We start from the raw sequence: 26,540 nt of genomic DNA, 5'->3' as shown, positions 1-26,540 counted from the left end.
TACCAATGTACGCTCCGCTCCGGTTCTCGACAGCCGCGCCAGCCGACTCACGCTGACGAAATCCTCTCACGGTCTCCGGAGGAGCCTGAAACTATGACATCGACCACCCTGACCCCCGAGAATCGCGAGAAGCTGAAGCGCGTCTCGACCGCGACCCTGACCACGGCGCTGTTCAAGCGCGGCCTGCGCAACCAGTTCATCCAGGATGTGCGGCCGCTCTCGCCGAACGCGCCGCACATGGTCGGCGAGGCCTTCACGCTGCGCTACATTCCGGCGCGCGAGGATCTCGACCATCTCGGCGTGTTCGAGGGCACGCAGCATCCGCAGCGCGTCGCGGTCGAAACCTGCCCGCCCGGCCACGTCATGGTGATCGACAGCCGCAAGGATGCGCGCGCCGCCTCGGCCGGCGGCATCCTGGTGACGCGGTTGATGCAGCGGGGCGCCGCCGGCATCGTCAGCGATGGCGGCTTCCGCGACAGCCCCGAGATCGCCGCGCTCGGCTTCCCGGCCTATCACAACCGACCGAGCGCGCCGACCAACCTGATCCGGCACCATGCGCTCGACATCAACGCACCGATCGGCTGCGGCGATGTCCCGGTCTATCCCGGCGACATCGTGGTCGGTGACGGCGAGGGCGTCTGCGTGATTCCGGCCGACATCGCCAATGAGGTCGCGGTCGAGGCCTATGAGCAGACTGCCTATGAGGATTTCGTCGAGGCCAAGGTCAGGGAAGGGCGCGGCATCTTCGGGCTCTACCCGGCCAATGCCGAGACCAAGGCAGAATTCGCGAAATGGCGGCCGGACTGGAAGTGAGTCCCGCATTCACCCGCTGCTGATGCGGTGGCGAGCCTTGTGAAAGCCCGCCTAGCCGGCGCCGCCAGCCGGCGGCGCCGGGAACCGTCAACGACAACAAAAGCATGGGGGAAACAATGGTGCAGATGTCTCGCCGTCGCCTGCTGAAGGGCGGGCTCGCGGCAACCGGCTCGGCGCTGGCCGCTCCAGCCCTGGCACAAGGCTTCCCGTTCAAACCGAACCAGCGTTATCCCGATCCTTCGGTCGATATCCTCGATCCGAGTTTCGCCAAGTACCGGATCTATTCGAGCACGGTCGAGCAGGTTGGCACCGGCATGCGCTGGGCCGAGGGGCCGGTCTATTTTCCGGAAGGGCGCTACCTCCTCGTCAGCGACATCCCGAACAATCGGATCATGAAATATGATGAGGTGAAGAACAGCTTCACCGTCTTCCGCGAGAACGCCAACTACGCCAATGGCAATGCCCGCGACCGGCAGGGCAGGCTCGTCACCTGCGAGCATTCGGTGACGCGGCGCATCACCCGCACCGAGAAGAACGGCCGGATCACCGTTCTCGCCGACAAGTTCGAGGGCAAGCGCCTGAACGCGCCGAACGATGTCGTCGTCAGGTCGGACGACACGATCTGGTTCACCGACCCGCTCTTCGGTATCAGCGGCGAATGGGAAGGCTCACGCGCCAAGCCGGAGCAGGCGACGACGAACGTCTACCGGCTCGCGCCCGACGGGAAGCTGACGGCGGTGATCACCGATCTCGTCAATCCCAACGGGCTCGCCTTCTCGCCGGACGAGAAGAAGCTCTATGTCGTCGAATGGCGCGGCACGCCGAACCGCAGCATCTGGAGCTACGATATCGACGCGCAGGGGGCGGTCTCGAACAAGGTCAAGCTGATCGACGCCGCCGATTTCGGCGCGCTGGACGGCTTCCGTGTCGATCGCGACGGCAATCTCTGGTGCGGCTATGGCAGCAATGGCGCGCTCAATGCCGAGCCCGCCGATGTCGGCGGGCGCAAGGTCTTCGGCCTGCGCGGCAAGTCGGAGGATCTCGACGGGGTGATGGTGTTCAGCCCGGCCGGCAAGCCGCTTGCCTTCATCCGGCTGCCGGAGCGCTGCGCAAATCTCTGCTTCGGCGGACCGAAGGGCAACCGGCTCTATATGGCGAGCTGCCATTCGCTCTACGCCTTCTATGTCGAGGCGCACGGGGCGGTGTGAGCTAGCCCGTGCCGACCATACCGCGCACCATCGGGATGACCTCGCGACCATAGAGCTCGATACAGCGCAGCAACTTGTCCTGTGACAGGGGGCCGGCACTGATCTTAAGCTGGAAGCGCGAGAGGCCGAGCGCCTTGACCGTCGCTGCGATCTTGCGCGCGACGGTCTCGGGCGAGCCGAGATAGAGCGAGCCGCCTGCGACCTCGCGCTCGAACTCCTCGCGCGACATCGGGCCCCAGCCGCGCTCGGCGCCGATTCGGTCGCGCATCGCCTTGTAGGCCGGGAAGAACTCCTCGACCGCCTGCGCATCGTTCGCGGCGACATAGCCCGGCGAATGCACGCCGATCGGCCGTTCGGCCTGGCCGAGCCGCCCCATCGCGTCGCGGTAGAGCTGGGCGTAGGGGGCAAAGCGCTGCGCCGGGCCGCCGATGATGGCGAGCATCAATGGCAGATCGTAGCGCGCTGCCCTGATCACCGATTCCGGGCTGCCGCCGACGCCGATCCAGGTCGTCAGCTCGCCTTTCTCCAGCCGCGGGAAGACCTGCTGGTCCTTGAGCGGCGGTCGAAGGCTGCCTTCCCATGTGATGTTCTTCTTGCGGATCAGCTCAGCGAAAAGATCGAGCTTCTCTTCGAACAGTACTTCGTATTGGCTGAGGTCAAAGCCGAAGAGCGGGAAGGATTCGGTGAAGGAGCCGCGGCCGAGGATGACCTCGGCGCGGCCGTTCGAGAGCGCGTCGACCGTCGAGAAACGCTGGAAGACGCGGATCGGATCGTCCGAACTCAGCACGGTGACGGCCGAGCCGAGGCGGATACGACTGGTGCGGGTGGCGATGCCGGCAAGCACGGTCTCGGGCGAGGACACCGCGAAATCGGCACGGTGATGCTCGCCGATACCGAAGAAGTCGATGCCGAGCTCGTCGGCGAGCACTGCCTGGTCGACGAGGTCGCGGATGACCTGCGCATGCGAAAGCAAAGCGCCGTCCGGGTCGGCGGTGACGTCGCCGAAGGTGTCGAGGCCGAGTTCGAGATTGGCGGGCATAAGCGAGGTCCGGGCTGGTGCGGCACGCCGCAACGCCGGCGCCCGAGGCATCTGGCGCTATGATCATCACCGTTCAAGATGCGCCGGCGCCGAGGGCTCTATGCGAATTCGCCAAAATCAGTACCATAAGGAACAATAACGTCGGCCGCCCCCATTTGGGTGTGGCGGGACGCATAAGATTGATGTTGCCTCAGCGCGCTCCCGAAGGAGCCGATGCGAGGGCGACGCATGGGGGGAAGATTCATGGACGGCGAGGCTGTAGCCGAGAGCGATCGTTCGATCGTCGGCAACCCGATGCTGCTGCCGTTTTTCGATCTCTCCTTCGATGAGATCGAACTGCTGTGCCGGGTGACGGCGCAGTGGCGCGACGACTCCAGGGAGATCGTCGACGGTGCCTGGTTCGCGAGTTTCATGGACGCACGGAAGGAACCGGCTCGATAGGCGAGGCGCTTCTTGTCACGCTCGGCATGCTCGCCATCGTGGCGGCTGCATGGTGGGCAACGAACCGATGGCGGCTTTGAACCGGCCAGCCGCAGGCAATCACGCCGCCGGCTCGAGCCGGGCGCGGCCAAGAACCATTACACGGTCGATCTGGAAGCCGCTGCGCTGGAGCGGATCGTGATCCTGCGGCCAAGCGGCCGAGCGGCCTGGCGCATCCTGCAGGTGATGATGCGGGGGGCGCCTCTAGGAGCGACAAGGCGCTAGCGAACTCGCCGCGGCGACGTCATCGGCAGCGGCGGAAACGCCTGGGACTGAATTCAAAGCCGCGCTGACGAACGAACGAAAGCGTATCGCCATCGACGCGGACGGTGAACGCTGCGCGCACCGACCGGCGAGGTGGTAGCGGGAGAGGGACTTGAACAACATTTTAAATAACTGATAACTATCACAATTCAATTCAAATCTGCAGAGGGAGGCCAACGTTCGTTGAGGTTGCCGATGAACGTCAGCGAATAGAATTGCGGCGAAGCGGGCAGAGTGTCGCACCTAGCCAAATTCGTAAACCCGCTCTTCGTCGGCCCCGATGCAGACGACCACGGTCGGCGGTTCGGCCGCAAGCGCGGTCAGCGATGTCGCGGTCAGACCGGCGCGCTCGCCGGCATGGGAAGCGGTGATGATGCTGACCGCGCCCGCGACATTGCGCATCACCGCCTTGAAGGCATCGGAGTGGATATCGGCGGCGCCGGGCGGGGCGAACTGCTGATTCATGATCATAACCGGAATGCGGTTCCGCTTCGGCCGAAAATAGGTTCTCGTGATAATTTGTCTACTAAGTAATAGACTTCAGATCGCGAAGTCGATCTCTCGCTTGTGAGCTGCGGCGCGGCCGACGAGATCGGCAATGGTCGTATTGTCGACGACTGCAGCCATCGCGTCGCGCACCTCGCGCATCACCGAGCGGACGACGCAAGCTTCGATATCGCCGCAGTCCTGGCACGGCCTGAAGGCCGATTGGCTAGCGCAGTCGATCGGTGCGATCGGCCCTTCGAGGGCGCGAATGACCGCGCCGACCTTGATGGTGCGGGCCGGCTTCGCCAAGGCATAACCGCCGCCGGGGCCTTTCTTGCTGCGCAGCATGCCGGCATTGCGCAGATCCAGCAGGATGGCGTCGAGAAACTTCTTCGAGATGTTGTTGCGCTGGGCGATTTCGGCGATCTGGGCGGTTTCGCCGGCCTCGAGCCTTGCGAGGTGAACCATCGCCTTGATGCCGTATTTGCCCTTGTTCGTCAGCACCTGCCCATCCCCGCATAGAAGTACACTATATCGATCTATTTTGCGGGGGCTGCAAGTAACGGCTGCGAGCTGAGGCCTAGGCCACGGACGTTCAGGGCGCCGAGCTGCCATGGAGCTGATGGGCCGCGTCGATCCATGCCTCGATCTCGGGAGTGATCTTCACTTCCAGTGCTGCAACGGCGAGGAACATCGCGTCGAGCTTGCCGCGCTCGGCGATCTTCGCGGTGCGGACATAGTGCTCGACATCGATGCTGGCGCGCGGATCGGCCTGCGGCGCACGCCGTCGTGCGGCTCTGGATGCCGATGGTGGCCCCATCGAGCTCGGCCGCCTTGCTGACACCGAGCGCCTTCTTCACCAACAGACCCTGGCCGTCATAGAAGATGATCGGGCCGAAATGGAAGCCGAGCTTGAAGGAGCGCGTCGCGGTCTGGGTGACGCCCGAGAGCAGGATGTCGAATTCGCCGGCCTGCGGCGCCGGCAGCCGCTGCTGCGGCGAGGACGAGGTGAAGCCCACCTTCTCGGCGTCGCCGAACGCGGTTGCCGCAAGCGCCCTGCCGAAATCGACGAAGAAGCCCTGCCATTTGCCGTGCTGTCCGAGGAAAAAGAAGCCCGGCGAGGTGCCGACGGCTTGGCTTCTATCGGGAGGCCTATGTCTTCGCCGCCATGGTCTATTTCATCGCTTGCTTCAGCGCGTCCCGCTATAGTTTGTGGCTGGAAGTCAGGCTTGCAGCCGGGCGACGAACGCGGGTGGGCGGCTAGCCGGCCCGAAATGAGTATCCGCTGGCAACCACTGACCAATTGCAACGATTAGATTGTTGGTTCCCTCGCGGTCGGGTCTGCGCCAGGAGCGGAACCTGGAGTATTGCCCGCAAGCTGACGTTGGTGGGGCGGTCCTCGGCTTCAATCGGATATCCGTTGTTCCGGGGCTGGTTGGGAGGTTGAGCACGCCATCCCGCCAGTGCACGGCGACAGGTTCGGGGGAGCCCGCAAACGCCGCGCTAAGCGCGTTCGAATCAGCCATAGGGCAGAAGGAAGCTTGAAATGTTGCTTCCTCTTCCGGCCCGTATCGGCCTGTCAGAAAATCGAACCCGTCGGCAGGCCTAGCGCCATTGCACCGGCATAGCGTGCTGGGGACTGGCCTGGAGCGGGTGAAAACGTGCACCTTGGATGTCACGGAAGCGCCGCTCCAATCCCGCTGCCCGGTAGAACGATGCGCCGCCCGCCAGCTCCATCGCCAGATCGACAGCTGCAATCGCGTGACGGGCAACCAGAGTACGCCCGATCATGACCTCGTTGACCGTCTCCGCGCACGGCGCGTTGCGCGCCACGGTATCCAGCATCCAACGGTGTGCGAGCTGCGCGGCCCGCAATTCGGTGTCCATGCGTCCGGCCAGCGACGGGTCGGATGCCTGCTTCTTCTTCGCGATCTCGATGGCGATGTCGCGCGCGCTCTCGGCAACTCCGAGGTAGACAGCATAGATCAGCGGGAAAGCGATGGTCGCAATTGTCTCGAAAACAGGGTGCCACTCACCGGCCTTGCGCGAAAACGCGACATTCGCGGCAGGGATAAAGAGATTCTCGATCACGACATCGTTCGACGCGGTGCCACGCATGCCCAGCGTGCGCCAGGTGTCCTCAATGCGCACCGCCGGGGACTTCATCGGCGCACCGAAGTGGATGACCGACCGGTTCCCGTCTTCTCCTTCATGGATCGCTCCGGTCATCAGGATGTCGCCGGCTTCGGCGCCGGAGGTGAACACCTTCCGGGCGGTGATACGGTAGCCGTCGCCGTCCCTCTCGGCCTTCCCCGAGCCGCCGATCCAGTCCGAGCCGCCGGACGACAACAAAATGATTCTCTCCGCGGCGACCCGTTTCAGCAGAGGCTCGACAGCGGCGACCTTCTGGTGTCGCCAACGCCAAGCGGGGATGGCGACCTGATGGGTGTGCATGGAAAAAGCCAGTGCGGTGGAACCGCATGCCCGTGCGAGCACGCGCAGCATTTCGGCGAGCTCGGGTATTTCGGCGCCGCCACCGCCGAGTTCTCGCGGAACGCCGGCCTCGACCAGCCCTTCCTGTTTGAACAAAGCGTAGTTCTCGCTGACGAAACTGTCGTTCTGATCGGTTTCAGCGGCGCGCTCAGCGAGCCTCGGCGAGAGACGATGCGCAGTTTCCACGACATCATTGGGGCAAGCTCCGGCGCCTTCGGATGAGGCCATAAGAGTTTTCGAAGCGGCGTTCGTTGACATGGCGTCCTCCCTGGTTGTGAGGCTGACGGTGGCCGCTACTTGCCTGCGCTTCTAGTTCAGCAACTGAACTGCCGGCGTTTTCCGTACGACGCCGATCTGGTACCATTCGCCAAAAGAAAAACGGGGTTCGCCATGAACAATCGCGGCGGCTATGGCCAATTCTGCCCGGTGTCGATGGCGTCAGAGATATTGTGCAGTCGCTGGACGACATTGGTGGTGCGTGAGCTGCTCTGCGGGAGCACTCGCTTCAATGATCTGAGGCGCGGCCTACCGAAGATGTCGCCCGCCCTGTTGTCGAAACGGCTCAAGGAACTTCAGCAAGCCGGGGTGATCACGGTATCCCGCAGGACCAGCAGTTCTGTCGAGTATCACCTGTCCGAAGCTGGCGAGGAGCTCAGATCTTTGATCATGGGGCTCGGCAACTGGGCGCAGCACTGGATGGAATCGCGGCTTTCGCTCAAGAACCTCGACCCTTCGCTGCTGATGTGGGACATGCGCAGAAGTCTCAACGTCAAGCTGCTGCCCGAGCATCGCTGCACGATACAGTTCCTGTACCCCGAACTTTCAGGGTCACAAAAGAGGTGGTGGCTGGTGGTGGCCGACGGTGCCGTCGACCTCTGCAATTTCGACCCCGGCCATGAGCTCGACCTGCTTGTCACGACTTCCTTGCGTACGATGACGGCCGTCTGGATGGGGCTGACAACGATCAAGAAGGAGTCGGACAGCGGACAACTTGAGATCGATGGCGATCAGGCTCTGGCTTGCTCAATGCAACAATGGCTGGGGCTCAGCGCCTTCGCCTTCGAACCGCGTCGGGTGCAGTGACGGACGCGGCGGTCTACCGCCACAAGCATGCGTAATCGGGCGGACCCGCGAGGGTTCAAGCTCCCATTAGGATCTCGGCAGATCCAAGAGGGAGGGAGACGCGATGTTCTACGCTGCGCTGGATGTGTCGTTGCGCTCGGTGGCGATCTGCATCATCGACTATGACGGGAAGATTTGCCTAGAGCGCTCGGTGCGCTCGGCCGTGCCCGATGTCCTTCTTTGCCTTGCGGGATTTGGTCAGCCGATCCATCAGGTCGGGTTTGAGGCCGGCGCGCTGACACAGCCCATCACCTACGGACTGACGGAGGCTGGCTACAACGTCGTCTGCATGGAAGCGCGTCAGGTCGCGGCTGCGCTTTCGGCCATGCGGAACAAGACGGACAAGCATGACGCCCGCGGCATCGCCCAGATTCTCCGGTCGGGGTGGTATAGCCGAGTGCATGTGAAGAGCGTCGAGAGCCACCACATGCGAGCGCTGCTGACGAGCCGCAAGGTGATGCAGCGAAAGTGCATCGACCTTGAGAACGAGATCCGCGGCCTGTTGCGCATCTTCGGCGTCGTGCTGCCTCTCCGATTGTCCCGGGGCGCTTTTGATGCCGCTGTACGTGAGACGATCGAGACCGATCCTGCACTCAGCCAAGCGCTTCTGCCGATGCTGGAGGCGCGGGCGATGCTCTTCGAGACCTTCACCGAGCTTGATCGGCGGGTGAAGCGAGCCGCCCGCGAAGATACGATCTGTCGGCGCTTCATGACCGTGCCGGGCGTTGGCGAGATCACCGCCCTCAGCTTCAAGGCTGCCGTGGACGATCCTGCTCGCTTCAAGAGCTCGCGGACGGTCGGGGCTCACTTTGGGCTGACACCTCGACGCTTCCAGTCCGGCGAGACGGACAATCCAGGTCGGATCTCCCATGCCGGAGACGTCGACGTTCGCGCTGCGCTCTACGCGGCCGCAAACGCCATGTTGATGCGCTCGATCACCTGGTCGAGTCTCAAGGCCTGGGGTGTGCGGCTGATGAAGACGAAGGGTCGCCGGCGCGCCATTGTCGCGGTGGCGCGCAAGATTGCCGTCGTGCTCCATCGTATGTGGGCCGATGGTACCGACTTCCGACTGGGATCGGAGGCTGCGGCATGACCTGACCACAGCTCTCAGCGATCCTGGCCGGGATCGTCCCACGCGGACGAAGGAATGGATGAAGCCGAAGATGTCTGCTGCGCTTCAAAGCGCGTCCACAAGCGAGGCTCTCCAGACCCAATCCGATGCATGCGTGCAGCGGCTTCGCTCGACAGAAGCCACCAGACTGCGAAGAGAAGCGTGACCCGCGTGAACGAGACCCCGGCATAGAGGTGCAATCCGAGCTTGACCCTGCTGCCCGATTAGAGGAGCTGACATTGGATACCTGCCCGAAAGCGGACGCTGATGTTACACCGAGACCGCCGAGGGCAGCCCCGGAGCAGGTCCGAATTGGTCAGTTGGGAACGTCGTTCCAGTAGTCACTCATGTCCTGCTGACGTTTCTGGTCTGGCAAAACGCCTTTGTCGCCATACAGGGCCGCGGCGCCTCGGACCTGTGCCTCGGTGAGCTCAGTGCGATAGCCCTCGAGCTCCTTGTCGTAGGTGAGCTTTTCCCATGGGATCGTAACATGGTGACTGCCAATGCCGAGAAAACCTCCAAACGTGACATCGACGAAGAAAACACGGCCACTGACCTTCTCGATCAACAGCCGCTTGATGGTTCCGATCTGGTCATACTTGCGATCGAACACGGCGGTCCCTTCGACACGATCACTTTCGATGATCAAGTGCGGTGCCGGTCGCTCGGCGGGCCCCCAAAGATAAAAGCCGTTCTCGATAATGCCGGCCGCGACGACCGCCCTGCTGATGGGGATCGTCCATTCCTCATTGGGCCGGATCTCTCGCACGAGGGTCCACGGCCCAAGATCCGGAGGCAACCTGCCGCCGGCAGGCTCCTCGGCGAAGGCGCGTAGGTCCGGGGAGTTCACGGCTTGGAACAAGCAGTAGGTTCTCATGAGCACCTCCCTTTGCCTGATCACAGCCTATTGGGCTGCTGCTCCATCTCAGATCTGCGCGGGCCTTGGTCACATTTCTCGTGCCGTAGCAGATGCCGCGTCGCCGGCTTCCGCGCATCGACGGCACGGCATGGCATTCATGGGGGCCGGTCCTATCGAGCGAGCCATTGCCTCCTCGAAAACCTCCCCAGACGCCGGCATGCCTAGTGACCAAGAGCCTCCAGATCGCCCGTCATGAACCCGCCACGAAGAACGCCAGCCGGGTGAAGAGCGTGTAGTTTGATTCAAAGACCATGATCCCGACGAAGACCAGCAAAGCCAGCGGCGGGACGAGGATCGCATAGGCCAGCGCCAGTCGCTCCCAGGCCATGTGCATGAAGACGGCGACGATCAGGCCGGCCTTGAGCGCCATGAAGATCAGGATCAGCGACCACCGAAGATAGCCGGCGACGTGGAAAAAATCGACCAGGTAGGAGCAAGCGCTGAGGATGAACAGCCACACCCAGACCACGAGATAAAGTCTGATCGGGTGGTGCTGCCCCTCGTTACGGGTTGTCGGTTGCGACATGGCGGCCTCTCTCACCAGAGATAGAACAGCGCGAAGATGAAGACCCAGACGAGATCGACGAAGTGCCAGTAGAGCCCGGTGATCTCGACGATCTCGTAATGCCCCCTCCGGCTCGTGAAGAAGCCGCGCCGCTCATCGTCGAAATCGCCGCGCCAGACCTTCCGGGCGATGATGATCAGGAAGATTACGCCGATCGTGACATGGGTGCCGTGGAAGCCGGTGATCATGAAGAAGCTGGAGCCGAACTGCTCTGCGCCCCAGGGATTGCCCCAGGGGCGGACGCCTTCCGCAATCAGCTTCGACCATTCGAAGGCCTGCATGCCGACGAAGGCCGCGCCGAGCACCGCAGTCAGCAGCATCAGGATCGCGGTCTTCTTGCGGTCGCGGCGATAGCCGCAATTGACCGCCATCGCCATGGTGCCGCTGCTGCTGATCAGGACGAAGGTCATGATCGCGATCAGGATGAGGGGCAGATGGTGGCCGGCGATCTCGAGCGCGAAGACCTCGCTCGGATTGGGCCAGGGCACGGTCGTCGACATCCTGACCGTCATGTAGGAGATGAGGAACGTGCCGAAGATGAAGGTGTCGCTGAGCAGGAAGATCCACATCATGGCCTTCCCCCAGGAGACGTTCTTGAAGGCCCGCTGATCGGACGACCAATCCGCCACGATCCCTTGCCAGCCGGGGGCGCGACCGATCTTGGGGTTCAGGGTGTGCGGCGCGACCTCATTCATCGTTCCGACCTCGCTTGGAGCCTCTAAGTCAGCAGTCCGCGGCAGATCGCGATGAGATCATCCGTCCAGCGCATGAGGAGGCTGAACAGGACGAGCCAGACCAGCAGCAGGAAGTGCCAGTAGAGGGCGCAGAGCTCGACGCTGAGCGTGAGCTCGCCAACCGCCCGCGGAGGGCTCGTCGCCGATAGGGCGAACGCCCTGACGCTGGTTCGGTAAAGCGCCACGAGCCCACCCAGCATGTGCAGGCCGTGGACTGCGGTGATCAGGTAGAAGAAGGCGCTGGCGGGATTGGCAGCGGTGAAATAGCCGGAGGCGGCAAGCTCGCGCCATGCCAGCACCTGAGTTGTGAGGAAGGCGAGCGAGCACACGCCGGCGGCAAGGATGCTGGAGCGGACGTGGCTGAGTTCGTCGCAGCGCGCGGCGATCACCGCCATGTGCAGGGCGATGCTTGCGAGGATCAGCAGGCCTGTACTGAACCACAGGACGGTCGGCATCGGCAGGGCGCGCCAGTCCACCATGTCCATCCGCATGGAATAGGCGCTGACCAGAAGCGAGAACAGCGAGCCGGCCACGACGAGGAAGGCGCCGAGGCCGACCTTCGCGGTCGGGGAAGACGGCAGCTCGGCACCACCGGCTTCGACGCCCACCCCGACCTCGAGCCACGGCTTGTCGGCCAGCCCCTGGCGCGACAGCCACCAGCCGGCGAGGGCTGCCATCAGGACCATGAAGAGGACGATCCCGACCATGGCGGCACCTCGTCACGCGGTCCGCGGGGTCGGCGGCTGGTTCTGCGGCAGGAAATCCTCCGCGGCGCCGGGCACGCTGTAATCATAGGCCCAGCGGTAGACCACCGGCAGGGTCTTGCCCCAGTTGCCATGCGCGGGCGGCGTCTGCGGCGTCTGCCATTCCAGCGTGGTCGCGCGCCAGGGATTGCCGCCGGCCGGCCGGCCGTGCCTGACGCTCCAGATGAGGTTGAACAGGAAGACGAGCTGGGCGGCGCCGACGATCAAGGCGACGATCGTGATGAACTCGTTCAGCGTTGCCGCCGAGGGCGGGACGAAGGCCATCCCGCTGATCTCGTGATAGCGGCGGGGCACGCCCATCAGCCCGATATAGTGCATCGGGAAGAAGATCAGGTAGGCCCCGAGGAAGGTCACCCAGAAATGCAGCTTCCCGAGGACATCGCCGAGCATCCGCCCGGTGACCTTCGGATACCAATGGTAGATCGCCCCGAAGATCACGAGGATCGGCGCGACGCCCATCACCATGTGAAAATGCGCGACGACGAACATCGTGTCGGAGAGCGGCACGTCGACGACGACATTGCCGAGGAACAGGCCGGTGAGCCCGCCATTCACGAAGGTGACGATGAAGCCGAGTGCGAACAGCATCGGCACGGTCAAATGGATGTCGCCGCGCCAGAGCGTCAGCACCCAGTTATAGACCTTGATCGCGGTGGGGATCGCGATGATCAGCGTCGTTGTGGCGAAGAAGAACCCGAAGGCCGGGTGCATGCCGCTGACATACATATGGTGCGCCCAGACGACGAAGCTGAGCGCGCCGATCGCCACCAGCGCCCACACCATCATGCGGTAGCCGAAGATGTTCTTGCGGGCATGGGTGCTGATCAGGTCGGAGACGATGCCGAAGGCCGGCAGCGCCACGATGTAGACCTCGGGATGGCCGAAGAACCAGAACAGGTGCTGGAACAGGATCGGGCTGCCGCCCTTGTGGGCCAGCCGCTCTCCCATCGCGACGATCGCCGGCATGAAGAAGCTCGTGCCGATCAGCCGGTCGAGCAGCATCATCACGGCGCCGACGAAGAGCGCCGGGAAGGCGAGCAGCGCCATGACGGTGGCGGTGAAGATGCCCCAGATCGTCAACGGCATGCGCATCAGCGTCATGCCTCTGGCCCGCCCTTGCAGCACGGTCACGACATAGTTCAGCCCGCCCATGGTGAAGCCGATGATGAACAGGATCAGCGAGACGAGCATCACGAGGATGCCCCATTGCTGACCGGGCGTGTTGGCGAGGATCGCCTGCGGCGGATAGAGCGTCCAGCCCGCTCCCGTCGGTCCGCCCGGTAGGAAGAAGCCGGCGACGAGAACCAGCACGGCGAGGAAATAGATCCAGAAGCTCAGCATGTTCACATAGGGGAACACCATGTCCCGCGCGCCGAGCATCAGCGGGATGAGATAGTTGCCGAAGCCGCCGAGGAACAAGGCAGTCAGCAGATAGATCACCATGATCATCCCGTGCATGGTGATGAACTGATAGTAGCGGTCAGGGTCGATGAAGGAGAACGCGCCAGGGAAGCCGAGCTGCAGCCGCATCAGCCAGGACAGGACCAGGGCGACCAGCCCGATCGCCAGCGCCACCATGGAGTACTGGATGGCGATGACCTTGGCATCCTGCGAGAAGACGTACTTCGTGATCCAGCTCTTCGGGTGGTACAGCTCGACATCGTCGACCTCGGCCGCCGACAGCGGTCCGGCTGCGTCATGCGTCACGTCGGCCATCGGAGCATCTCCCACTCCTTTCGGACGCGGCCCCTGTTTCGGAGCTCGATCCCGTATCGATCCCTAGTTCTTCGCCTGCGTCCTCACCGGCGCCTGGAGTTGGGCGAAGGTTTTTTGTTGCTGCAGCCAGGCCTGGTAGTTCCCCTCGGGCTCGACCACGACATTGCCGCGCATGAAAGTGTGGCCGGTACCGCAGAGCTCGGCGCACAGCACGTCGAAAGTGCCGGCCCGCGTTGGCGTGAACCAGTAATAGGTGACGCTGCCCGGGATCATGTCCATCTTGGCGCGGAACTCCGGCACATAGAAATTGTGCAGGACATCGACCGCGCGCAGCAGCATCTTCACCGACTTGCCGAGCGGGAGATGGAGGTTGTCGCCCTGGATGACGACGTCGTCCTGCCCGTGCGGATCCTTGGGATCGACGCCGAGCGGATTCTCCGGGGTGATGTGGGCGACATCGGAGGCACCAAGCCGGCCATCGCCGCCCGGCAGCCGGTAGGCCCACTGCCATTGCTGGGCGACGACCTCGACAATGGTCGCGTCCTTTGGGACGGTGATGAACTGGTGCCAGACGACGAGGCCGGGTGCGAGCATGGCGGCGACGCCGACGCCGGTGCCGATCGCGAGCCACCATTCGAGCCGCTTGTTCTCCGGCTCGTAGGCCGCGCGGTTGCCCTCGCGATGGCGAAACCGGAGGACGCAATAGGCCATGAACAGGACGACGGCAGCGAAGACGACGCCGGTGATCCAGAACGTGATGATGATAGTGTCGTCGATATAGCCCCAGTTGGAGGCGATCGGCGTCCACCACCACGGGCTCAGGAAGTGGAACACCACCGAGCCGATCACGACCAGAGCCAAGACGACCGCGATACCCATTCCTTTTTCATCCTTGCCGAGGGCGGCATGAACAGGAACCAGGCAATGCCGCGGCACAGGTAACGCGCCACGGCGCTACGTAAACGAGCTCATTTTCGATATGAAAACGGGGTTGGGGCCCGAAACCAAGCGGGCCCATTGCTTAAAACGATCGAGATCAACAAGATCGGAGGCGGCACATGACTGCCGCTGGGCGCGGGCTCGGACGAGCGCACCGTCGGGCTGCAAGCTTTGCTTCCTGTTCGCCATCGCCGAACCTTTGGTTCGCCTGGACGACCACGCGTCGCATCTGACGCACAAACTCTCAGCCGGACTGCAGGACATTCAAGCCTCCAGCCCATAGTCACCTGATGTTGTCGTCCTGCTCGCGGTGGTTGTCAATCGAACCCACATCGCAGCCCGACGCGGCTGCGGCCGAATTCAAGCGCCGATCCGGCTATTTTTTCTTTCCGTCCGCGTCAAATTGCTTGAGGAAGGCGACGATGTCGTCGATCTCCTGGTCCGACTTGAGACCTGGAAACACCATCTTGGTGCTCGGGATCTTCACCTGTGGCGCCTTGATGTAATCCCGGAACGTGGGCTCATCCCAGGTGATGCCGGAATTCTTGTTGGCGGGCGAATAGCTGTAGCCCTCGATCGATCCCGCCGGCCGACCGAGAAGGCCATTCAGTTTCGGCCCGACGGCGTTCTTGGCCGTCTCTCCGATCTGGTGGCAGGCGCGGCACTTCAGGAAAACCTTCTCACCTGCGGCGGGATCGCCGACCGCTTTGGCCGGATGAGGCAGGGCCGCAAACATCAACGAGGCCATCAAGGTCCAACGCAGCATCGAAGGTTCTCCCTCGAACTCGGAGGCGACCCTATCCGCCGGACGGGCGGCCGCGCCGCACAACCTTTCGCAATATGCTTACATCATTGCCGGCCCCTCTCCAATCCGGGGTCGATGGACGTCGCGGCAATCCGCCTGAGGCAGCCTTAGAATGAGAATGCCGAGCTTAGGAATCACGGTCAGGGGCATTGTTGGCCTCGGACCTGCTGGCCTTCCCCTGAGGCCACCAGGAAGGCCAACAAACGGCGTGACAGTCGACGGCCGCCGACGAACCGGAAACAAAACAAACCAGCCCTTTTGGAGCCGGTTACGGTCGTCATCGAATGTCGATGAAAGATATTTTGGTAGCGGGAGAGGGACTCGAACCCCCGACACGCGGATTATGATTCCGCTGCTCTAACCAGCTGAGCTACCCCGCCCCGATGGCGACGCGCCGTGGACGGCGGTCAATCGCGACGGCGCGGATATAGGGGGCGGCGGGTGTCGGCGTCAAGCCTTGATGGCGCCGGTCAGCTGAGCTTCCGCAGCCTGACCACCTTGAAATAGCCCTGGCCGACATGGACAGTCTCGTAGCGGCCGGTTCGCGCGGCCCAGTCGGTCAGGCGCGAGACCTTGAAGTCGCTGCTCCAGCCGATCGCCTTCGCCAGCGGCGCGACCAGCTTCCAGAACGGCGCGGCAAAGCCGCCATCGTCGACGAGGCGGCTGGAGATGACGATCTCGCCGCCCGGGCGCAGCACCCGGTCCATCTCGGCCAGCGCCTGCTCGGGATCGGGGACCAAAGTGATGACGAACTGGGCGGTGACCGCGTCGAAGGAGTTGTCGGCGAAGCCGAGCCGGCAGGCGTCCATCACCATCAGGCCGCGGACATGGTCGAGCTTCTGGCTCAGCACCTTGGCTCGCGCCATGCGCAGCATGTCGAGCGAGAGGTCGGCGCCGACGACCTGCTTGTCGCGCTCGAAATAGGGCAGGGTCAGGCCGGTGCCGACGCCGATCTCGAGGATGTCACGGCCGCTGGCGCAGGCCGCGGCCACCGCCTCGCGCTGGGCGCGGGCGAGCAGGCCCTGATAGACCCGGTCGTAGAATTTCGCCCAGACCGCGTAGACGCGCCTTTGCGCGTCGAGACCGTTCGTCGTCGTCATGTGATGGCGTAGGCAGGCTCGGGCTGTGGCGCCGGGCGCGGGGCCCGGTTGGCCATGATGACGCCGCCGCCGAGCACGCGGGCTCCGCTGCCGGCATGGTCGTAGATCACGCAGGCCTGGCCGGGCGAGACGCCCTCCTCGCCCTGCGCGAGCAGGACATGGACCCCTTTGTCGTCGGCGAGCAGGCGGGCCTCGCGCGGAGCGCGGGTCGAGCGGACACGAACCGCGACCTCGATGCCACCGGACGGCAGCTCGGCGAGCGGAATATCGCTGAGCCAGTTCAGGTCGCGCAGGTCGACGCGGCTGACGCTCAGCGCCTCGCGCGGGCCGACGATGACGCGGGCGTTCGCGGCGTCGAGCGCGACGACATAGAGCGGCTCGGCGCCGCTGATGCCGAGACCCTTGCGCTGGCCGACCGTGTAGCGCAGCACGCCCTCGTGCTCGCCGAGCACGCGGCCGTCGAGATGGACGATGGCGCCGGGGCGGGCGGCGCCAGGCTTCAGCCGCTCGATCACCTCGGCATAGCGGCCGTTCGGCACGAAGCAGATGTCCTGGCTGTCGGGCTTGTCGGCGATGGCGAGGCCGAACTCGGCGGCGAGCATCCGGGTCTGGGCCTTGTCGAGCCCGCCGAGCGGGAAGCGCAGCAAATCGAGCTGCTCCTGCGTCGTCGCATAGAGGAAATAGCTCTGGTCACGGCTCTCATCGGCGGCGCGGAACAGGCCGCGATGGCCGTTGCCGAGGTCGCTGCTGGCGACATAGTGGCCGGTGGCGAGCGCATCGGCTCCGAGCTCGCGGGCGAGGCCGAGCAGGTCGCGGAACTTCACGGTGCGATTGCACTCGACGCAGGGGATCGGCGTCTCGCCGGCAAGATAGCTCTCGGCAAAGCGCTCGATCACCGCGTCGCGGAAGCGGCTCTCATAGTCGAGCACGTAATGGGGGATGCCGATCGCCTCGGCGACGCGGCGGGCATCGTGAATGTCCTGGCCGGCGCAGCAGGCCCCGGCGCGGTGCACAGCGGCGCCATGGTCGTAGAGCTGCAGCGTGACGCCGACGACGTCGTAGCCCTGGCGCTTCAGCAGCGCTGCGACGACCGAGGAATCGACACCGCCCGACATGGCCGCGACGACGCGCGTCGCCGCAGGCGGCTTGGCGATGTCGAGCGAGTTGAGCGAAGCGGTCATCGGAATTCCGGGCGGGTTCGGACGTGAAGCGTCCGAGGATTTGGGCGCTCTATAGCGGTTTTGACAGATGCGGGCCAGCACAAGGCCGGCAATTCCTGCCGGGCCAGGTAACCCGAGGAAGCGATTCCTGCCGGGTCAGGGCAGGGTGCGATTCAGCCAAGCTACTGAAACGGTTTGGTTTTCCGGTTGGCTCACCTCTTGCTCCGGACATGGCGGCCACGTCGTCACGGTTCTGTTCCGGAGAGTATCCCATGTCCGCCGCGCCGGTCTCGCGTTCGTCCGCGCTGCCTGAGATTACGCCTCCGAGCCGCCGCAGCCCCGAGCGGAGCGAGCCCGAGCAGGCCTTCGCCCTGCCGCCGGAGCCGGTGGAGCGGCCGCGTCCGCGCGTCGAGGACGACCGCAATTCACGCGATAGCGCGGAGCTGCGCGAGCCCTTGAGGTCCGATGAGGGCGTCCGCAAGGAGGCCAACGCCGAGACCAGGTCGTCCGCTCGTGCCGATGAGGCCGGCAAGGACCGGAAGTCGGCAGGCGCGATCGACCGGCCCGACAAGGCGAAGACGGAGCCTGCAACCGACGAGACATCGACGAAGGACGCCACGGCTGCCGATGGCAAGAAGGCTGAGACGGCTGCTGGTGACAAACCAGCCGGTGGCAAGGCAAGTGAAGAACAGAAAGCCGCGCCGGCCGCGCTCGACGGGTTGCCCGTCGTCGGCAAGAACACGCTTGAGGAACAGGCCGCTCCCGTCGTTGTGCCACAGCCAGCGCCGGTTCCCACCGTCGCGGCCGAGTTTCTGGCGCTGGCGGCGCTGACGCTCCAGGGCGGCGAACAGGCCAAGCCGGATGGTGCTGCCACGCCGGAGAGCAAGCCGGAAGGGCAGGCGGTCGCGGCGACCAGCGAGGCGGGGGCACACGGAGAGCCGGCTGCGACCAGCGTCGTCCTGCCGGTCCCGGCGGCGTTGCTGAAGGTTGACGGTCAGGCCGGTGCGGGTGGCGAAGCCGCCGTGGCTGGCGTCAAGGCCGGCGTGCCGGCACAGCCCCCCGGCCGTAGGGGGCAAGACCAAAGGCGAAGCGCCATCCGGCGCGGCGCCGCAGCAAGGTGATGCCAAGACGGTCGACGGCCCGGCGGTTCCGAAGGAAGCGGTCGAGACAGGCAAGGCGACGGCAGCCACCGGAGGTGGCGAGATCAAGCCGGCCGAGGCGATCGCGACGAGCCAGCCCGCGCAAGCCAGCACCGCGGATGATGCCGCACCGGCCGCCAGCCCGCAGCCAGCCAGTGCGCCCTTGAACCCGCAGGCCCTCCTCGCGGTCGGGCCGCAGACCCTGACCGCGCCGCAGGCACCGTTGACCGAGCTCGACGCTGCCTCGCAGGCGACGGCCCATGCCCAGGCTGAGGCCGCCCACAAGCTGGTCTCTGGCGAGACGGGCCGGGCGACGCCGCTCCACGTCGTGCCGGTCGAGATCGGCGCCCGGGCGCTCGCCGGCAACAAGCGTTTCGACATAAGGCTCGATCCGGCCGAGCTCGGGCGCATCGATGTCACTCTGGAAATCTCCGACAAGGGCGAGGTCAGCGCCAAGCTGACGGTCGACCGGGTCGAGACGCTGCATATGCTTCAACGCGATGCACGCACGCTCGAGCGCGCCTTCGAGCAGGCCGGCCTGAAGCCGTCGGAAGGCGGCATCGACATGAGCCTGCGCGATTCCAGCGACCAGCAGGCGGGTGCGCGCCAGCAGCGGCAGGATGACGAGACGCCGCGCGGCCGCCGCGCCTGGGTCCAGGCCACAGATGATAGTGCACTCATCACCAAAGCGGCGACATTGCCGCGAACCGGCGGCCGCCTCGGCGGCGTCGATCTCAGCATCTGAAGGAGGGACGGGCAATGGCCGTTTCCAACACTGGCACCTGGAGCCCCCAGCAGATCGCGGCGGCGCAGAACAACACCGCGACCGGCAGCGGCACGTCGATCGCCAATAATTTCGACCAGTTCCTCAGCCTGCTGACGACACAGCTCAAGAACCAGAACCCGCTCGACCCGCTCGACACCAACCAGTTCACCCAGCAGCTGGTGCAGTTCGCCGGTGTCGAGCAGCAGCTCAAGCAGAACGAGACGCTGAGCGCGCTGCTCGGCGTCAGCAAGGCGACGACGGGCGCGAGCGCGATCGGCTTCGTAGGCCAGACAGTCACGGCGGACGGAGCGGCGACACAGCTCAAGGACGGCAAGGCGGAGTGGAAGCTCAATGCCTCCAAAGGCGGCACCGGCACCGTCACGATCAAGGATGCCAGCGGCAAGGTGGTCTACAGCGGCAGCAAGACACTCGTCGTCGGCGACCAGACCTATAGCTGGGACGGCAAGACCTCGACGGGTTCGGTGGCGCCGGCCGGGGAGTACACCATCACGGTGGACGGCACCGACGTCTCCGGCGCGGCGATCACGGTCAAGACCGAAATCACCGGCAAGGTCGACGGCATCGACTTCTCGACCGCAGTGCCGACGCTGCTGATCGGAGCGATCAAGGTGCCGCTCGACAAGGTCAAATCGGTGAAGAGCAGCTCCTGACGCATGTTCGGCAAAGGTGGAAACCGCTTTTGCGATCAGAACCTGCGCCAGCCCGCCGAATGAGTGAACTCTCGCCGCTCGACCGCAGCCGGTTGGGCGGAAAGCGCGGATGGAAAGCGCCATGAGCCATGCCGAAAGCCTGTGTGATTGCTTTAGGCAAAATTTAAGCCCGTCGGGGTTAGGCTCCTGGGCAGTAGGTCTGTTGAGTTGTGTGAGAGTTACCATGACCGAGCCGCTGCGACCGCGCGTCAAATATGTGATCGGACCCGATGGGAGTCCGCTGACCATTGCCGACCTGCCGCCGATGAATACGCGTCGCTGGGTGATCCGGCGCAAGGCTGAGGTCGTCGCCGCCGTACGCGGTGGCCTTCTCAGCCTGGAGGAGGCCTGCCAGCGCTACACGCTGACGGTCGACGAATTCCTGAGTTGGCAGATGTCGATCGACCAGCATGGTCTCGCCGGCCTGCGCACCACCCGTATTCAGCACTACCGCCAGTAACCCTGCAGGCGATCCGCCGGGTTTATCGGGCGTCGGCCGAGCGGCCGGCGCCTTTTCGCGTTTGCGGCGGTGTGTCTTTCCGGCCGAATTGCCCGTTTCCTAACCGCTGTTAACCCGGTGCTAACCATGCACTGGGAAAAACTTGCCTAGTGGTGTGTCTGCGCGTTGGTTTCGCAGGCACCGGGCAACGGAAACGTGGCGTGAACGGGCTAGTCGATCAGTTCCGGAGATTCGGTGCGGCGCGGCTGGCAGCGATGCTGGCGGTGACGCTGGCGCTGATCGGCTTCTTCGCCTTCGTGATGCTGCGCATGTCGCAGCCGGCGATGGGCGTGCTCTTCGCCGACCTGTCGAGCCAGGACGTCAGCGCCATCGTCAAGGATCTCGATACGCGGGGTGTGAAATACGAGCTGCGAAGCGATGGGCAAACGATCCTGGCGCCGCGCGCCGACGTACCGCGGTTGCGGCTCGATCTCGCCGGCAAGGGCATCCCGTCGGGTGGTGGCGTCGGTTACGAGATCTTCGACAAGGGCGACGCCTTTTCCTCGACGAGCTTCGTCCAGAACATCAACCATCTGCGCGCGCTCGAAGGCGAGCTCTCGCGCACCATCCGCTCGATCAGCCGGGTCCAGGCAGCGCGCGTCCATCTCGTCATTCCCGAGCGGCGCCTGTTCGAGCGTGACCGCGAGCCGCCTCGGGCTTCGATCGCGCTCAAGCTCGCCGGTGACCTCGACGCCGCCCAGGTCCGGGCGGTCCGCCACCTCGTCTCCTCGGCGGTCGACGGGCTTAAGCCCGAACGGGTCTCGATCGTCGACGAGCGCGGCCGGCTCCTCGCCGACGGTGCGCAAGGCGAGCAGGGCATGGTCGGCGTGGCGCTGGACGAGCGCCAGGGAGCGATGGAGCGGCGGATCAAGGCGCAGGTCGACGATATCGTCGCCAGCATCGTCGGGCCGGGTCGCGCCCGCGTGCAGGTCTCGGCGACGCTCGATACGAACCGGATCGAGAGCCGTTCCGAGACATTCGATCCCGAGAGCAAGGTCATCCGCTCGAGCCAGAACCGGACGGAGGCCTCCGCCACCAACGAGCAGCGCGAGGGCGTCACCGTCGGCAACGAGTTGCCGGGCGCGCAGCAGAACCAGGGCCAGCAGCAGGGCCAGCAGCGCGACAGCAGTTCGAAGAACGAGGAGGTCGTCAATTACGAGATCTCTCGCACGACCCGCACCGAGGTGCAGGATGGCGGGCGTGTCCGCAAGCTCTCCGTCGCCGTGCTGGTCGATGGCGTCTACAGCCGCCAGGGCAACGAGACGAACTATCAGCCGCGGTCGCCGGAGGAACTGGAGCGCATCGGCCAGCTGGTGCGGACCGCGATCGGCTTCGACCGCCAGCGCGGCGACCAGGTCGAGGTCGTCAATCTGCGCTTCGCCGAGGCGCCTCAGGCCCCGACGGACCTGACCGAGCAGACGCTGATGCAGCAGCTCACCTCCTTCACCAGGGAGGACCTCGTGCGCTTTGCCGAGATGGGCGTGATCGCGCTCCTCATCCTGATCGTTCTGATGGTGGTGGTGCGCCCGTTGCTCAAGCAGGTGCTCGCGCCAGATCGCGAGGCCAGGGCCCTTCCGAGCTTCATGCGCAACGGCATGCTCGTCGTCGACCAGGGCACCGGTGACCCGGCGACGTTCTCCTCCGTCTCCGGCGGAGCGGGCTCGGCTGGCGGCGCAGACGCCGGCCAAGTCGATGTCGAGGCACCATCGGAACGGATGCTCGCCATCGCGCAGATCAAGGGCCAGCTCAAGGCCCAGTCGGTCGAAAAGATCGGCGCCATGGTCTCACAGAACCCGGCGGATTCCGTCGCGGTGCTGCGCGGCTGGATCCACGAGAAAGCACCAGCGTGACGGGAGCCTGAACCATGGCCGCGACACGCTCCATCGCAACCCGCAGCAAGAGCTCCGGCTCCGACGGCGAAGCTGCGAGCTATGGCGACGGACCGATGTCGGTCGAGAGCATGACCGGGCCGCAGCGGGCCGCCGTCATCCTGCTCGTGCTTGGCGAGGAGCATGGCCGGGCGATCTGGGAGGAGTTCGACGACGAGGAGATCCGCATCATCACCCGGGCGATGGCGGAGCTCGGCACGGTCGATTCCGACCAGGTCGAGAAGCTGATGCTCGATTTCGTCGGCAGGCTCTCCAGCGCCGGCGCGATCACCGGCTCATTCGACCGTACGATCTCGCTGCTCGAGAAGATCCTGCCGACCGATCAGGTCGCACTGATCATGGAGGAAATCCGCGGTCCCGCCGGCCGCAACATGTGGCAAAAGCTCGGCAATATCGACGCCGTCGTGCTGGCGAACTTCCTGAAGAACGAATACCCGCAGACGATCGCGGTGATTCTCTCACGCATCCGGCCCGATCATTCGGCGAATGTGCTGCGCAACCTGCCGAACGAGCTTTCCATCGAGGTGGTCGGGCGGATGCTGCGCATGGAATCGGTGCAGAAGGAGGCGCTCGACCATATCGAGAACACGCTTCGCACCGAGTTCGTCTCGACGCTGACGCAGACGCGCCGGCGCGATCCGCACGAGATGATGGCGGAGATCTTCAACGGCTTCGACCGCCAGACCGAGGTGCGCTTCCTCGCCGCGCTCGACGTGACCAACCAGGACTCGGCCGAGCGCATCCGCGCCCTGATGTTCACCTTCGAGGACCTCGGAAAACTCGATTCCGCCGGACTGCAGACGCTGATGCGCCAGGTCGACAAGGACATGCTCGCCCGCGCCCTCAAGGGCGCCAACGAGGAGATGCGCGCCTTCTTCCTCGGGGCGATGTCGCAGCGCGCCTCCAAGAATCTGCAGGACGATATGCAGGGGCTCGGCCCGCTGCGGCTCAAGGAGGTCGACGAGGCGCAGATGAAGATGGTGACCCTGGCCAAGGACCTCGCCGAGAAGGGCGAGATCGTCATCGCCAAGGGCAATTCCGAAGACGAGCTGGTGTACTGAGATGGCAGCAGCCAAGAAATTCATGTTCGACACCGACTTCCGCGGCAATGGCCGCAAGGCGGTCGACGAAGCCGCGCTCGAGGCTGCCAGGGCAGAGGGCTTCCATAGCGGCCTCGACCAGGCGCGGCATGAGTCCGAGCAGCGGCTGGGAAGCCTGCTGGCGCAACTGGTGCGCCATGGCGAGCGGTTGCTGGCGCAGCAGGATGAGCGCCTGGCGGAAATCGAGGCCCAGGCAGCGCAGCTTGCGATCGCGACGGCGCGCAGCCTCGCCGGCGCCGCATTGGCCGACAAGCCGCTGGTGCAACTGCTCGCAGCGGCGCGCGAATGCCTGGCCCATGCCCGGCATGCGCCGCATCTGGCGATCCGGGTGCATGAAAGTCTGGTCGAGACCGTCGAGGGGAAACTCTCCGGGCTCGCTCGCGAGACCGGCTTTGCCGGCCGGATCGTCGTGCTTGGCGAGCCGGACATCGCCATCGGCGACGGCCGGCTCGAATGGGCCGATGGCGGTATTGCGATCGAGCGCGCAGAGCTCGACGAAGCGGTCGACAGGGCGGTCAAGGCCGTCTTCGGGCCGGAAGCGGGGTAAGCAAGATGCCGAACGAAAACGATCTCAACCTGCCGCCGCTCAATCCGGCCGACCTCTCCTTCGACCATAATGCCGGGGGCGACTCGATCGCGCGCTCCGGGCCGGTCCCGGTCAAGACGGCGGAGGATCTCGAGCAGGTCTTCGACGTGCCGGTCACGGTCTCCGCCGTGCTGGGCTCGTCGCGGATCGCGGTCGGCGATCTCCTGCGCGTCACGCCCGGCACCGTGCTCGAGCTCGACCGGCGTGTCGGTGAGGCGATCGACATCTTCGTCAACGAGCGCCTGGTGGCGCGCGGCGAGGTCGTCGTGGTCGAGGAGCGCCTCGGCGTCACCATGACGGAAATCATCAAGACCGACCGGTGACGAGCCGGTCGGAGCGAATGCATCTTTCAAGGAAGGCCTGAGTCATGCGCCTCATCATCGTCGGCAGCCTCAAGGGCCAGCTCATCACCGCCGCGAAAATCGCGGTCGCGCAGGGCGCCGCCGTCACCCATGCCGAGAGCATCGAGCAGGCGCTGGCCGTGCTGCGCACCAAGGGCGGCGACCTCTTGATGGTCGATGTCGAGCAGCCGATCGCCAAGCTGGTCGCGGCGCTCGATGCCGAGCGCATCCGCACCCCGCTCGTCGCCTGCGGCACCTCGACCGATGCCCGCGCCGCCGTCGCCGCGATCCAGGCCGGCGCGCGCGAATACGTGCCGCTGCCGCCCGATCCGGAGTTGATCGCGGCCGTGCTCGCCGCAGTCACGGGCGACAAGGCGAGCCTGATCTGGCGCGATCCCGCGATGGAGCGCGTCGTCCAGCTCGCCAACCAGATCGCGCGCTCCGATGCGCCGATCCTGGTCACCGGCGAGAGCGGCACCGGCAAGGAGATGATCGCACAGCATCTGCACCAGAAGTCACTGCGCAAGGACAAGCCCTTCGTCGCGGTGAACTGCGCGGCAATTCCCGACAACCTGCTCGAATCGGAGTTGTTCGGCCATGAGAAGGGCGCCTTCACCGGCGCGATCGCACGGCGGATCGGCAAGTTCGAGGAGGCGAATGGCGGCACGTTGCTGCTCGATGAAATTTCCGAGATGGATGTGCGCCTGCAGGCCAAGCTCTTGCGGGCGCTGCAGGAGCGAATGATCGATCGGGTCGGCGGCTCGCAAGCCGTCAAGGTCGACCTGCGCATCATCGCGACCTCGAATCGCAATCTCGGCGATGCCGTGCGCGAGGGCTCCTTCCGCGAGGATCTGTTCTACCGGCTGAACGTCGTGCACCTGCGCCTGCCGGCGCTGCGCGAGCGGCCGGGCGACATCCTGGCGCTCGCCGACCATTTCGCCAAGAAATACGCCGAGCTGAACGGGTTGCCGCTGCGCCCGATCGCGGCCGACGCGCGCAAGCTCCTGCTCGGCAATGGCTGGCGCGGCAATGTCCGTGAACTCGAGAACACCGTGCACCGCGCCGTTCTGCTGGCGCAGGGCGTCGAGATCGGTACCGAGGCGATGCTGACGCCCGAGGGCGAGACGCTCGGTCCGGCCAGTGGGCGCGATGTCGCGACGCGGGCGGCGCAGACCGCCGAAGCGGTTACGCGCGGCCTTGTCGGGCGCACGGTCGCCGATGTCGAGCGCGATCTCATCCTCGATACGCTCGATCATTGCCTCGGCAACCGGACCCATGCCGCCAAGATATTGGGCATCTCGATCCGGACGCTGCGCAACAAGCTCAGCGAATACGTTGCAGACGGCGTTCCGGTGGCCGAGCCGGGGCAGGCGCGGACAAACTCTCTTTGAACGGCCCCGAAATTGAAACGGGCCGGGGCTTCTGCCCCGGCCCGGTCCCGGCCGCTCAGTAGTAGTAGCGGCGACGGTAATAAGAGCGCCGCGGGCGGTAATAGTAGCGCGGGCGGTAATAGTGACGCCGATAATAGCGCGGCCGGCGATAATAATAATACTGGCTGAAGTCGGCATCGGTCTTATCGAGGCCCTCCTTCAGTTCCTCCGGCAGCTCTTCCGGCTTCTTGGCCGGGAGCGGGGCGAGCTTGGGCTGTGCAGCTTCAGAGGCGGCGATGCCGCCGACGCTGGCAGCGGCGAGACCGCCAAAGAGCGCCATTACGAATGAACGTCTATCCATGTCATGCCTCCAGTTGGTTCGATCCGGGCGCCGCGTTCCCACGAGGCCACTCTATTCCCCT

General features: G+C 64.9%; 28 protein-coding genes, 1 tRNA gene and 2 pseudogenes. 14 read left to right on the top strand and 17 right to left on the bottom strand.

Annotated features, from left to right (window positions below; genetic code table 11):
* Positions 1-93 precede the first annotated feature (93 nt).
* Positions 94-813 (top strand): ribonuclease activity regulator RraA, encoded by a 720-nt coding sequence (locus QO058_RS11105; RefSeq protein ID WP_284172068.1) that lies wholly within the window; start codon positions 94-96, stop codon positions 811-813.
* A 125-nt stretch (positions 814-938) separates the two neighbouring features.
* Entirely contained in the window at positions 939-2,021 is a 1,083-nt protein-coding gene (locus tag QO058_RS11100; protein ID WP_432212036.1) for an SMP-30/gluconolactonase/LRE family protein, read from the top strand.
* 1 nt (position 2,022) lies between these two features.
* Here the strand turns inward: QO058_RS11100 and QO058_RS11095 are convergent, their stop codons facing one another.
* Positions 2,023-3,060: an LLM class flavin-dependent oxidoreductase gene (locus tag QO058_RS11095; protein WP_284172066.1), complete on the bottom strand. Its 1,038-nt coding sequence runs from the start codon at positions 3,058-3,060 to the stop codon at positions 2,023-2,025.
* Between the two features lie 243 nt (positions 3,061-3,303).
* Between QO058_RS11095 and QO058_RS11090 the strand changes: the two genes are divergently transcribed.
* Positions 3,304-3,501, top strand: a complete 198-nt coding sequence (locus tag QO058_RS11090; RefSeq protein ID WP_284172065.1) for a hypothetical protein — start codon at positions 3,304-3,306, stop codon at positions 3,499-3,501.
* 546 nt (positions 3,502-4,047) lie between these two features.
* On the opposite strand, the gene QO058_RS11085 is transcribed toward QO058_RS11090, so the two are convergent.
* The 5 genes and pseudogenes from QO058_RS11085 to QO058_RS11065 all read right to left on the bottom strand — a co-directional run bounded on the left by QO058_RS11085 (position 4,048) and on the right by QO058_RS11065 (position 7,011).
* Positions 4,048-4,269, bottom strand: a complete 222-nt coding sequence (locus tag QO058_RS11085) for a flavin reductase (RefSeq protein ID WP_284172064.1) — start codon at positions 4,267-4,269, stop codon at positions 4,048-4,050.
* A gap of 75 nt (positions 4,270-4,344) precedes the next feature.
* Positions 4,345-4,794, bottom strand: coding sequence for an RrF2 family transcriptional regulator (locus QO058_RS11080; protein ID WP_284172063.1), 450 nt, complete (start codon positions 4,792-4,794; stop codon positions 4,345-4,347).
* A 91-nt stretch (positions 4,795-4,885) separates the two neighbouring features.
* Positions 4,886-5,110 (bottom strand): hypothetical protein, encoded by a 225-nt coding sequence (locus QO058_RS11075; RefSeq protein WP_284172062.1) that lies wholly within the window; start codon positions 5,108-5,110, stop codon positions 4,886-4,888.
* Positions 5,111-5,144: 34 nt separating this feature from the next.
* A pseudogene (locus QO058_RS11070) lies at positions 5,145-5,402 on the bottom strand (transporter substrate-binding domain-containing protein); the annotation flags it as partial.
* 467 nt (positions 5,403-5,869) lie between these two features.
* Positions 5,870-7,011: pseudogene (locus QO058_RS11065) on the bottom strand (acyl-CoA dehydrogenase family protein).
* Between the two features lie 162 nt (positions 7,012-7,173).
* On the opposite strand from QO058_RS11065, the gene QO058_RS11060 reads away from it, so the two are divergent.
* A complete protein-coding gene (locus QO058_RS11060) occupies positions 7,174-7,866 on the top strand; it encodes a winged helix-turn-helix transcriptional regulator (protein ID WP_284172060.1) in 693 nt (230 codons plus the stop codon).
* Between the two features lie 103 nt (positions 7,867-7,969).
* Entirely contained in the window at positions 7,970-8,998 is a 1,029-nt protein-coding gene (locus tag QO058_RS11055; RefSeq protein WP_284172059.1) for an IS110 family RNA-guided transposase, read from the top strand.
* Between the two features lie 334 nt (positions 8,999-9,332).
* On the opposite strand, the gene QO058_RS11050 is transcribed toward QO058_RS11055, so the two are convergent.
* The 10 genes from QO058_RS11050 to mnmA all read right to left on the bottom strand — a co-directional run bounded on the left by QO058_RS11050 (position 9,333) and on the right by mnmA (position 17,739).
* Positions 9,333-9,893 carry a PRC-barrel domain-containing protein gene (locus QO058_RS11050; RefSeq protein ID WP_284172058.1) on the bottom strand — a complete coding sequence of 187 codons (561 nt, stop codon included), beginning with the start codon at positions 9,891-9,893 and terminating at the stop codon, positions 9,333-9,335.
* A gap of 232 nt (positions 9,894-10,125) precedes the next feature.
* Positions 10,126-10,461 carry a cytochrome C oxidase subunit IV family protein gene (locus QO058_RS11045; protein WP_284172057.1) on the bottom strand — a complete coding sequence of 112 codons (336 nt, stop codon included), beginning with the start codon at positions 10,459-10,461 and terminating at the stop codon, positions 10,126-10,128.
* An 11-nt stretch (positions 10,462-10,472) separates the two neighbouring features.
* Positions 10,473-11,195, bottom strand: coding sequence for a heme-copper oxidase subunit III family protein (locus QO058_RS11040; RefSeq protein WP_284172056.1), 723 nt, complete (start codon positions 11,193-11,195; stop codon positions 10,473-10,475).
* Positions 11,196-11,218: 23 nt separating this feature from the next.
* The gene (locus QO058_RS11035) at positions 11,219-11,941 is read right to left on the bottom strand and encodes a cytochrome c oxidase subunit 3 (RefSeq protein ID WP_284172055.1); all 723 of its coding nucleotides are present in this window, start codon (positions 11,939-11,941) and stop codon (positions 11,219-11,221) included.
* Positions 11,942-11,953: 12 nt separating this feature from the next.
* Entirely contained in the window at positions 11,954-13,714 is a 1,761-nt protein-coding gene (locus tag QO058_RS11030) for a cbb3-type cytochrome c oxidase subunit I (RefSeq protein ID WP_284172054.1), read from the bottom strand.
* Positions 13,715-13,777: 63 nt separating this feature from the next.
* Complete coding sequence (locus QO058_RS11025; RefSeq protein WP_284172053.1) at positions 13,778-14,593, bottom strand: cytochrome c oxidase subunit II; 816 nt, start codon at positions 14,591-14,593, stop codon at positions 13,778-13,780.
* Between the two features lie 436 nt (positions 14,594-15,029).
* Entirely contained in the window at positions 15,030-15,419 is a 390-nt protein-coding gene (locus QO058_RS11020; protein WP_284172052.1) for a c-type cytochrome, read from the bottom strand.
* A gap of 342 nt (positions 15,420-15,761) precedes the next feature.
* Positions 15,762-15,838, bottom strand: a tRNA-Met gene (locus QO058_RS11015).
* Between the two features lie 90 nt (positions 15,839-15,928).
* Positions 15,929-16,558 carry a class I SAM-dependent methyltransferase gene (locus QO058_RS11010; protein ID WP_284172051.1) on the bottom strand — a complete coding sequence of 210 codons (630 nt, stop codon included), beginning with the start codon at positions 16,556-16,558 and terminating at the stop codon, positions 15,929-15,931.
* Positions 16,555-17,739, bottom strand: coding sequence for a tRNA 2-thiouridine(34) synthase MnmA (gene mnmA / locus QO058_RS11005; RefSeq protein WP_284172050.1), 1,185 nt, complete (start codon positions 17,737-17,739; stop codon positions 16,555-16,557). Before mnmA ends, QO058_RS11010 begins: the two co-directional genes overlap by 4 nt.
* A 251-nt stretch (positions 17,740-17,990) precedes the next feature.
* Between mnmA and QO058_RS11000 the strand changes: the two genes are divergently transcribed.
* The 9 genes from QO058_RS11000 (at position 17,991) to flbD (ending at position 26,139) form a co-directional block, all read left to right on the top strand.
* Positions 17,991-18,839, top strand: a complete 849-nt coding sequence (locus QO058_RS11000; RefSeq protein ID WP_284172049.1) for a hypothetical protein — start codon at positions 17,991-17,993, stop codon at positions 18,837-18,839.
* Positions 18,721-19,602 carry a flagellar hook-length control protein FliK gene (locus QO058_RS31065; protein WP_347976312.1) on the top strand — a complete coding sequence of 294 codons (882 nt, stop codon included), beginning with the start codon at positions 18,721-18,723 and terminating at the stop codon, positions 19,600-19,602. Before QO058_RS11000 ends, QO058_RS31065 begins: the two co-directional genes overlap by 119 nt.
* Before the next feature lie 14 nt (positions 19,603-19,616).
* The gene (locus QO058_RS10990) at positions 19,617-20,294 is read left to right on the top strand and encodes a flagellar hook assembly protein FlgD (protein ID WP_284172048.1); all 678 of its coding nucleotides are present in this window, start codon (positions 19,617-19,619) and stop codon (positions 20,292-20,294) included.
* A 223-nt stretch (positions 20,295-20,517) separates the two neighbouring features.
* Entirely contained in the window at positions 20,518-20,793 is a 276-nt protein-coding gene (gene sciP / locus QO058_RS10985) for a CtrA inhibitor SciP (RefSeq protein WP_038359348.1), read from the top strand.
* Positions 20,794-20,993: 200 nt separating this feature from the next.
* Positions 20,994-22,682, top strand: coding sequence for a flagellar basal-body MS-ring/collar protein FliF (gene fliF / locus QO058_RS10980; RefSeq protein ID WP_284172047.1), 1,689 nt, complete (start codon positions 20,994-20,996; stop codon positions 22,680-22,682).
* A 95-nt stretch (positions 22,683-22,777) separates the two neighbouring features.
* A complete protein-coding gene (fliG, locus tag QO058_RS10975) occupies positions 22,778-23,782 on the top strand; it encodes a flagellar motor switch protein FliG (RefSeq protein ID WP_284172867.1) in 1,005 nt (334 codons plus the stop codon).
* A gap of 1 nt (position 23,783) precedes the next feature.
* Positions 23,784-24,368 carry a FliH/SctL family protein gene (locus QO058_RS10970; RefSeq protein ID WP_284172046.1) on the top strand — a complete coding sequence of 195 codons (585 nt, stop codon included), beginning with the start codon at positions 23,784-23,786 and terminating at the stop codon, positions 24,366-24,368.
* Positions 24,369-24,373: 5 nt separating this feature from the next.
* A complete protein-coding gene (fliN, locus tag QO058_RS10965) occupies positions 24,374-24,730 on the top strand; it encodes a flagellar motor switch protein FliN (RefSeq protein ID WP_284172045.1) in 357 nt (118 codons plus the stop codon).
* A gap of 44 nt (positions 24,731-24,774) precedes the next feature.
* Positions 24,775-26,139: a sigma-54-dependent transcriptional regulator FlbD gene (gene flbD, locus QO058_RS10960; protein ID WP_284172044.1), complete on the top strand. Its 1,365-nt coding sequence runs from the start codon at positions 24,775-24,777 to the stop codon at positions 26,137-26,139.
* A 55-nt stretch (positions 26,140-26,194) separates the two neighbouring features.
* On the opposite strand, the gene QO058_RS10955 is transcribed toward flbD, so the two are convergent.
* The gene (locus QO058_RS10955) at positions 26,195-26,479 is read right to left on the bottom strand and encodes a hypothetical protein (RefSeq protein ID WP_126115404.1); all 285 of its coding nucleotides are present in this window, start codon (positions 26,477-26,479) and stop codon (positions 26,195-26,197) included.
* Positions 26,480-26,540: the final 61 nt, after the last annotated feature.

The sequence above is a fragment of the Bosea vestrisii genome (assembly GCF_030144325.1).
Classification (GTDB): Bacteria; Pseudomonadota; Alphaproteobacteria; order Rhizobiales; family Beijerinckiaceae; genus Allobosea; species Allobosea vestrisii_A.
Note: the sequence above shows the minus strand (reverse complement) of the source record. Positions and strands in the feature narration are given on the sequence as shown.

Coding starts and splice junctions, on each gene's coding strand:
- QO058_RS10955 (WP_126115404.1), bottom strand. CDS start 26,479: ATGGATAGACGTTCATTCGTAATGGCGCTCTTTGGCGGTCTCGCCGCT.
- QO058_RS11085 (WP_284172064.1), bottom strand. CDS start 4,269: ATGAATCAGCAGTTCGCCCCGCCCGGCGCCGCCGATATCCACTCCGAT.
- QO058_RS11035 (WP_284172055.1), bottom strand. CDS start 11,941: ATGGTCGGGATCGTCCTCTTCATGGTCCTGATGGCAGCCCTCGCCGGC.
- QO058_RS11010 (WP_284172051.1), bottom strand. CDS start 16,558: ATGACGACGACGAACGGTCTCGACGCGCAAAGGCGCGTCTACGCGGTC.
- QO058_RS11095 (WP_284172066.1), bottom strand. CDS start 3,060: ATGCCCGCCAATCTCGAACTCGGCCTCGACACCTTCGGCGACGTCACC.
- fliN (WP_284172045.1), top strand. CDS start 24,374: ATGCCGAACGAAAACGATCTCAACCTGCCGCCGCTCAATCCGGCCGAC.
- QO058_RS11060 (WP_284172060.1), top strand. CDS start 7,174: ATGAACAATCGCGGCGGCTATGGCCAATTCTGCCCGGTGTCGATGGCG.
- QO058_RS11090 (WP_284172065.1), top strand. CDS start 3,304: ATGGACGGCGAGGCTGTAGCCGAGAGCGATCGTTCGATCGTCGGCAAC.
- QO058_RS11100 (WP_432212036.1), top strand. CDS start 939: ATGTCTCGCCGTCGCCTGCTGAAGGGCGGGCTCGCGGCAACCGGCTCG.
- flbD (WP_284172044.1), top strand. CDS start 24,775: ATGCGCCTCATCATCGTCGGCAGCCTCAAGGGCCAGCTCATCACCGCC.
- sciP (WP_038359348.1), top strand. CDS start 20,518: ATGACCGAGCCGCTGCGACCGCGCGTCAAATATGTGATCGGACCCGAT.
- QO058_RS11050 (WP_284172058.1), bottom strand. CDS start 9,893: ATGAGAACCTACTGCTTGTTCCAAGCCGTGAACTCCCCGGACCTACGC.
- QO058_RS11030 (WP_284172054.1), bottom strand. CDS start 13,714: ATGGCCGACGTGACGCATGACGCAGCCGGACCGCTGTCGGCGGCCGAG.
- mnmA (WP_284172050.1), bottom strand. CDS start 17,739: ATGACCGCTTCGCTCAACTCGCTCGACATCGCCAAGCCGCCTGCGGCG.
- QO058_RS10970 (WP_284172046.1), top strand. CDS start 23,784: ATGGCAGCAGCCAAGAAATTCATGTTCGACACCGACTTCCGCGGCAAT.
- QO058_RS11000 (WP_284172049.1), top strand. CDS start 17,991: ATGTCCGCCGCGCCGGTCTCGCGTTCGTCCGCGCTGCCTGAGATTACG.
- QO058_RS11075 (WP_284172062.1), bottom strand. CDS start 5,110: ATGGGGCCACCATCGGCATCCAGAGCCGCACGACGGCGTGCGCCGCAG.
- QO058_RS11105 (WP_284172068.1), top strand. CDS start 94: ATGACATCGACCACCCTGACCCCCGAGAATCGCGAGAAGCTGAAGCGC.
- QO058_RS11025 (WP_284172053.1), bottom strand. CDS start 14,593: ATGGGTATCGCGGTCGTCTTGGCTCTGGTCGTGATCGGCTCGGTGGTG.
- fliG (WP_284172867.1), top strand. CDS start 22,778: ATGTCGGTCGAGAGCATGACCGGGCCGCAGCGGGCCGCCGTCATCCTG.
- QO058_RS11055 (WP_284172059.1), top strand. CDS start 7,970: ATGTTCTACGCTGCGCTGGATGTGTCGTTGCGCTCGGTGGCGATCTGC.
- QO058_RS10990 (WP_284172048.1), top strand. CDS start 19,617: ATGGCCGTTTCCAACACTGGCACCTGGAGCCCCCAGCAGATCGCGGCG.
- QO058_RS11040 (WP_284172056.1), bottom strand. CDS start 11,195: ATGAATGAGGTCGCGCCGCACACCCTGAACCCCAAGATCGGTCGCGCC.
- QO058_RS11020 (WP_284172052.1), bottom strand. CDS start 15,419: ATGCTGCGTTGGACCTTGATGGCCTCGTTGATGTTTGCGGCCCTGCCT.
- QO058_RS11045 (WP_284172057.1), bottom strand. CDS start 10,461: ATGTCGCAACCGACAACCCGTAACGAGGGGCAGCACCACCCGATCAGA.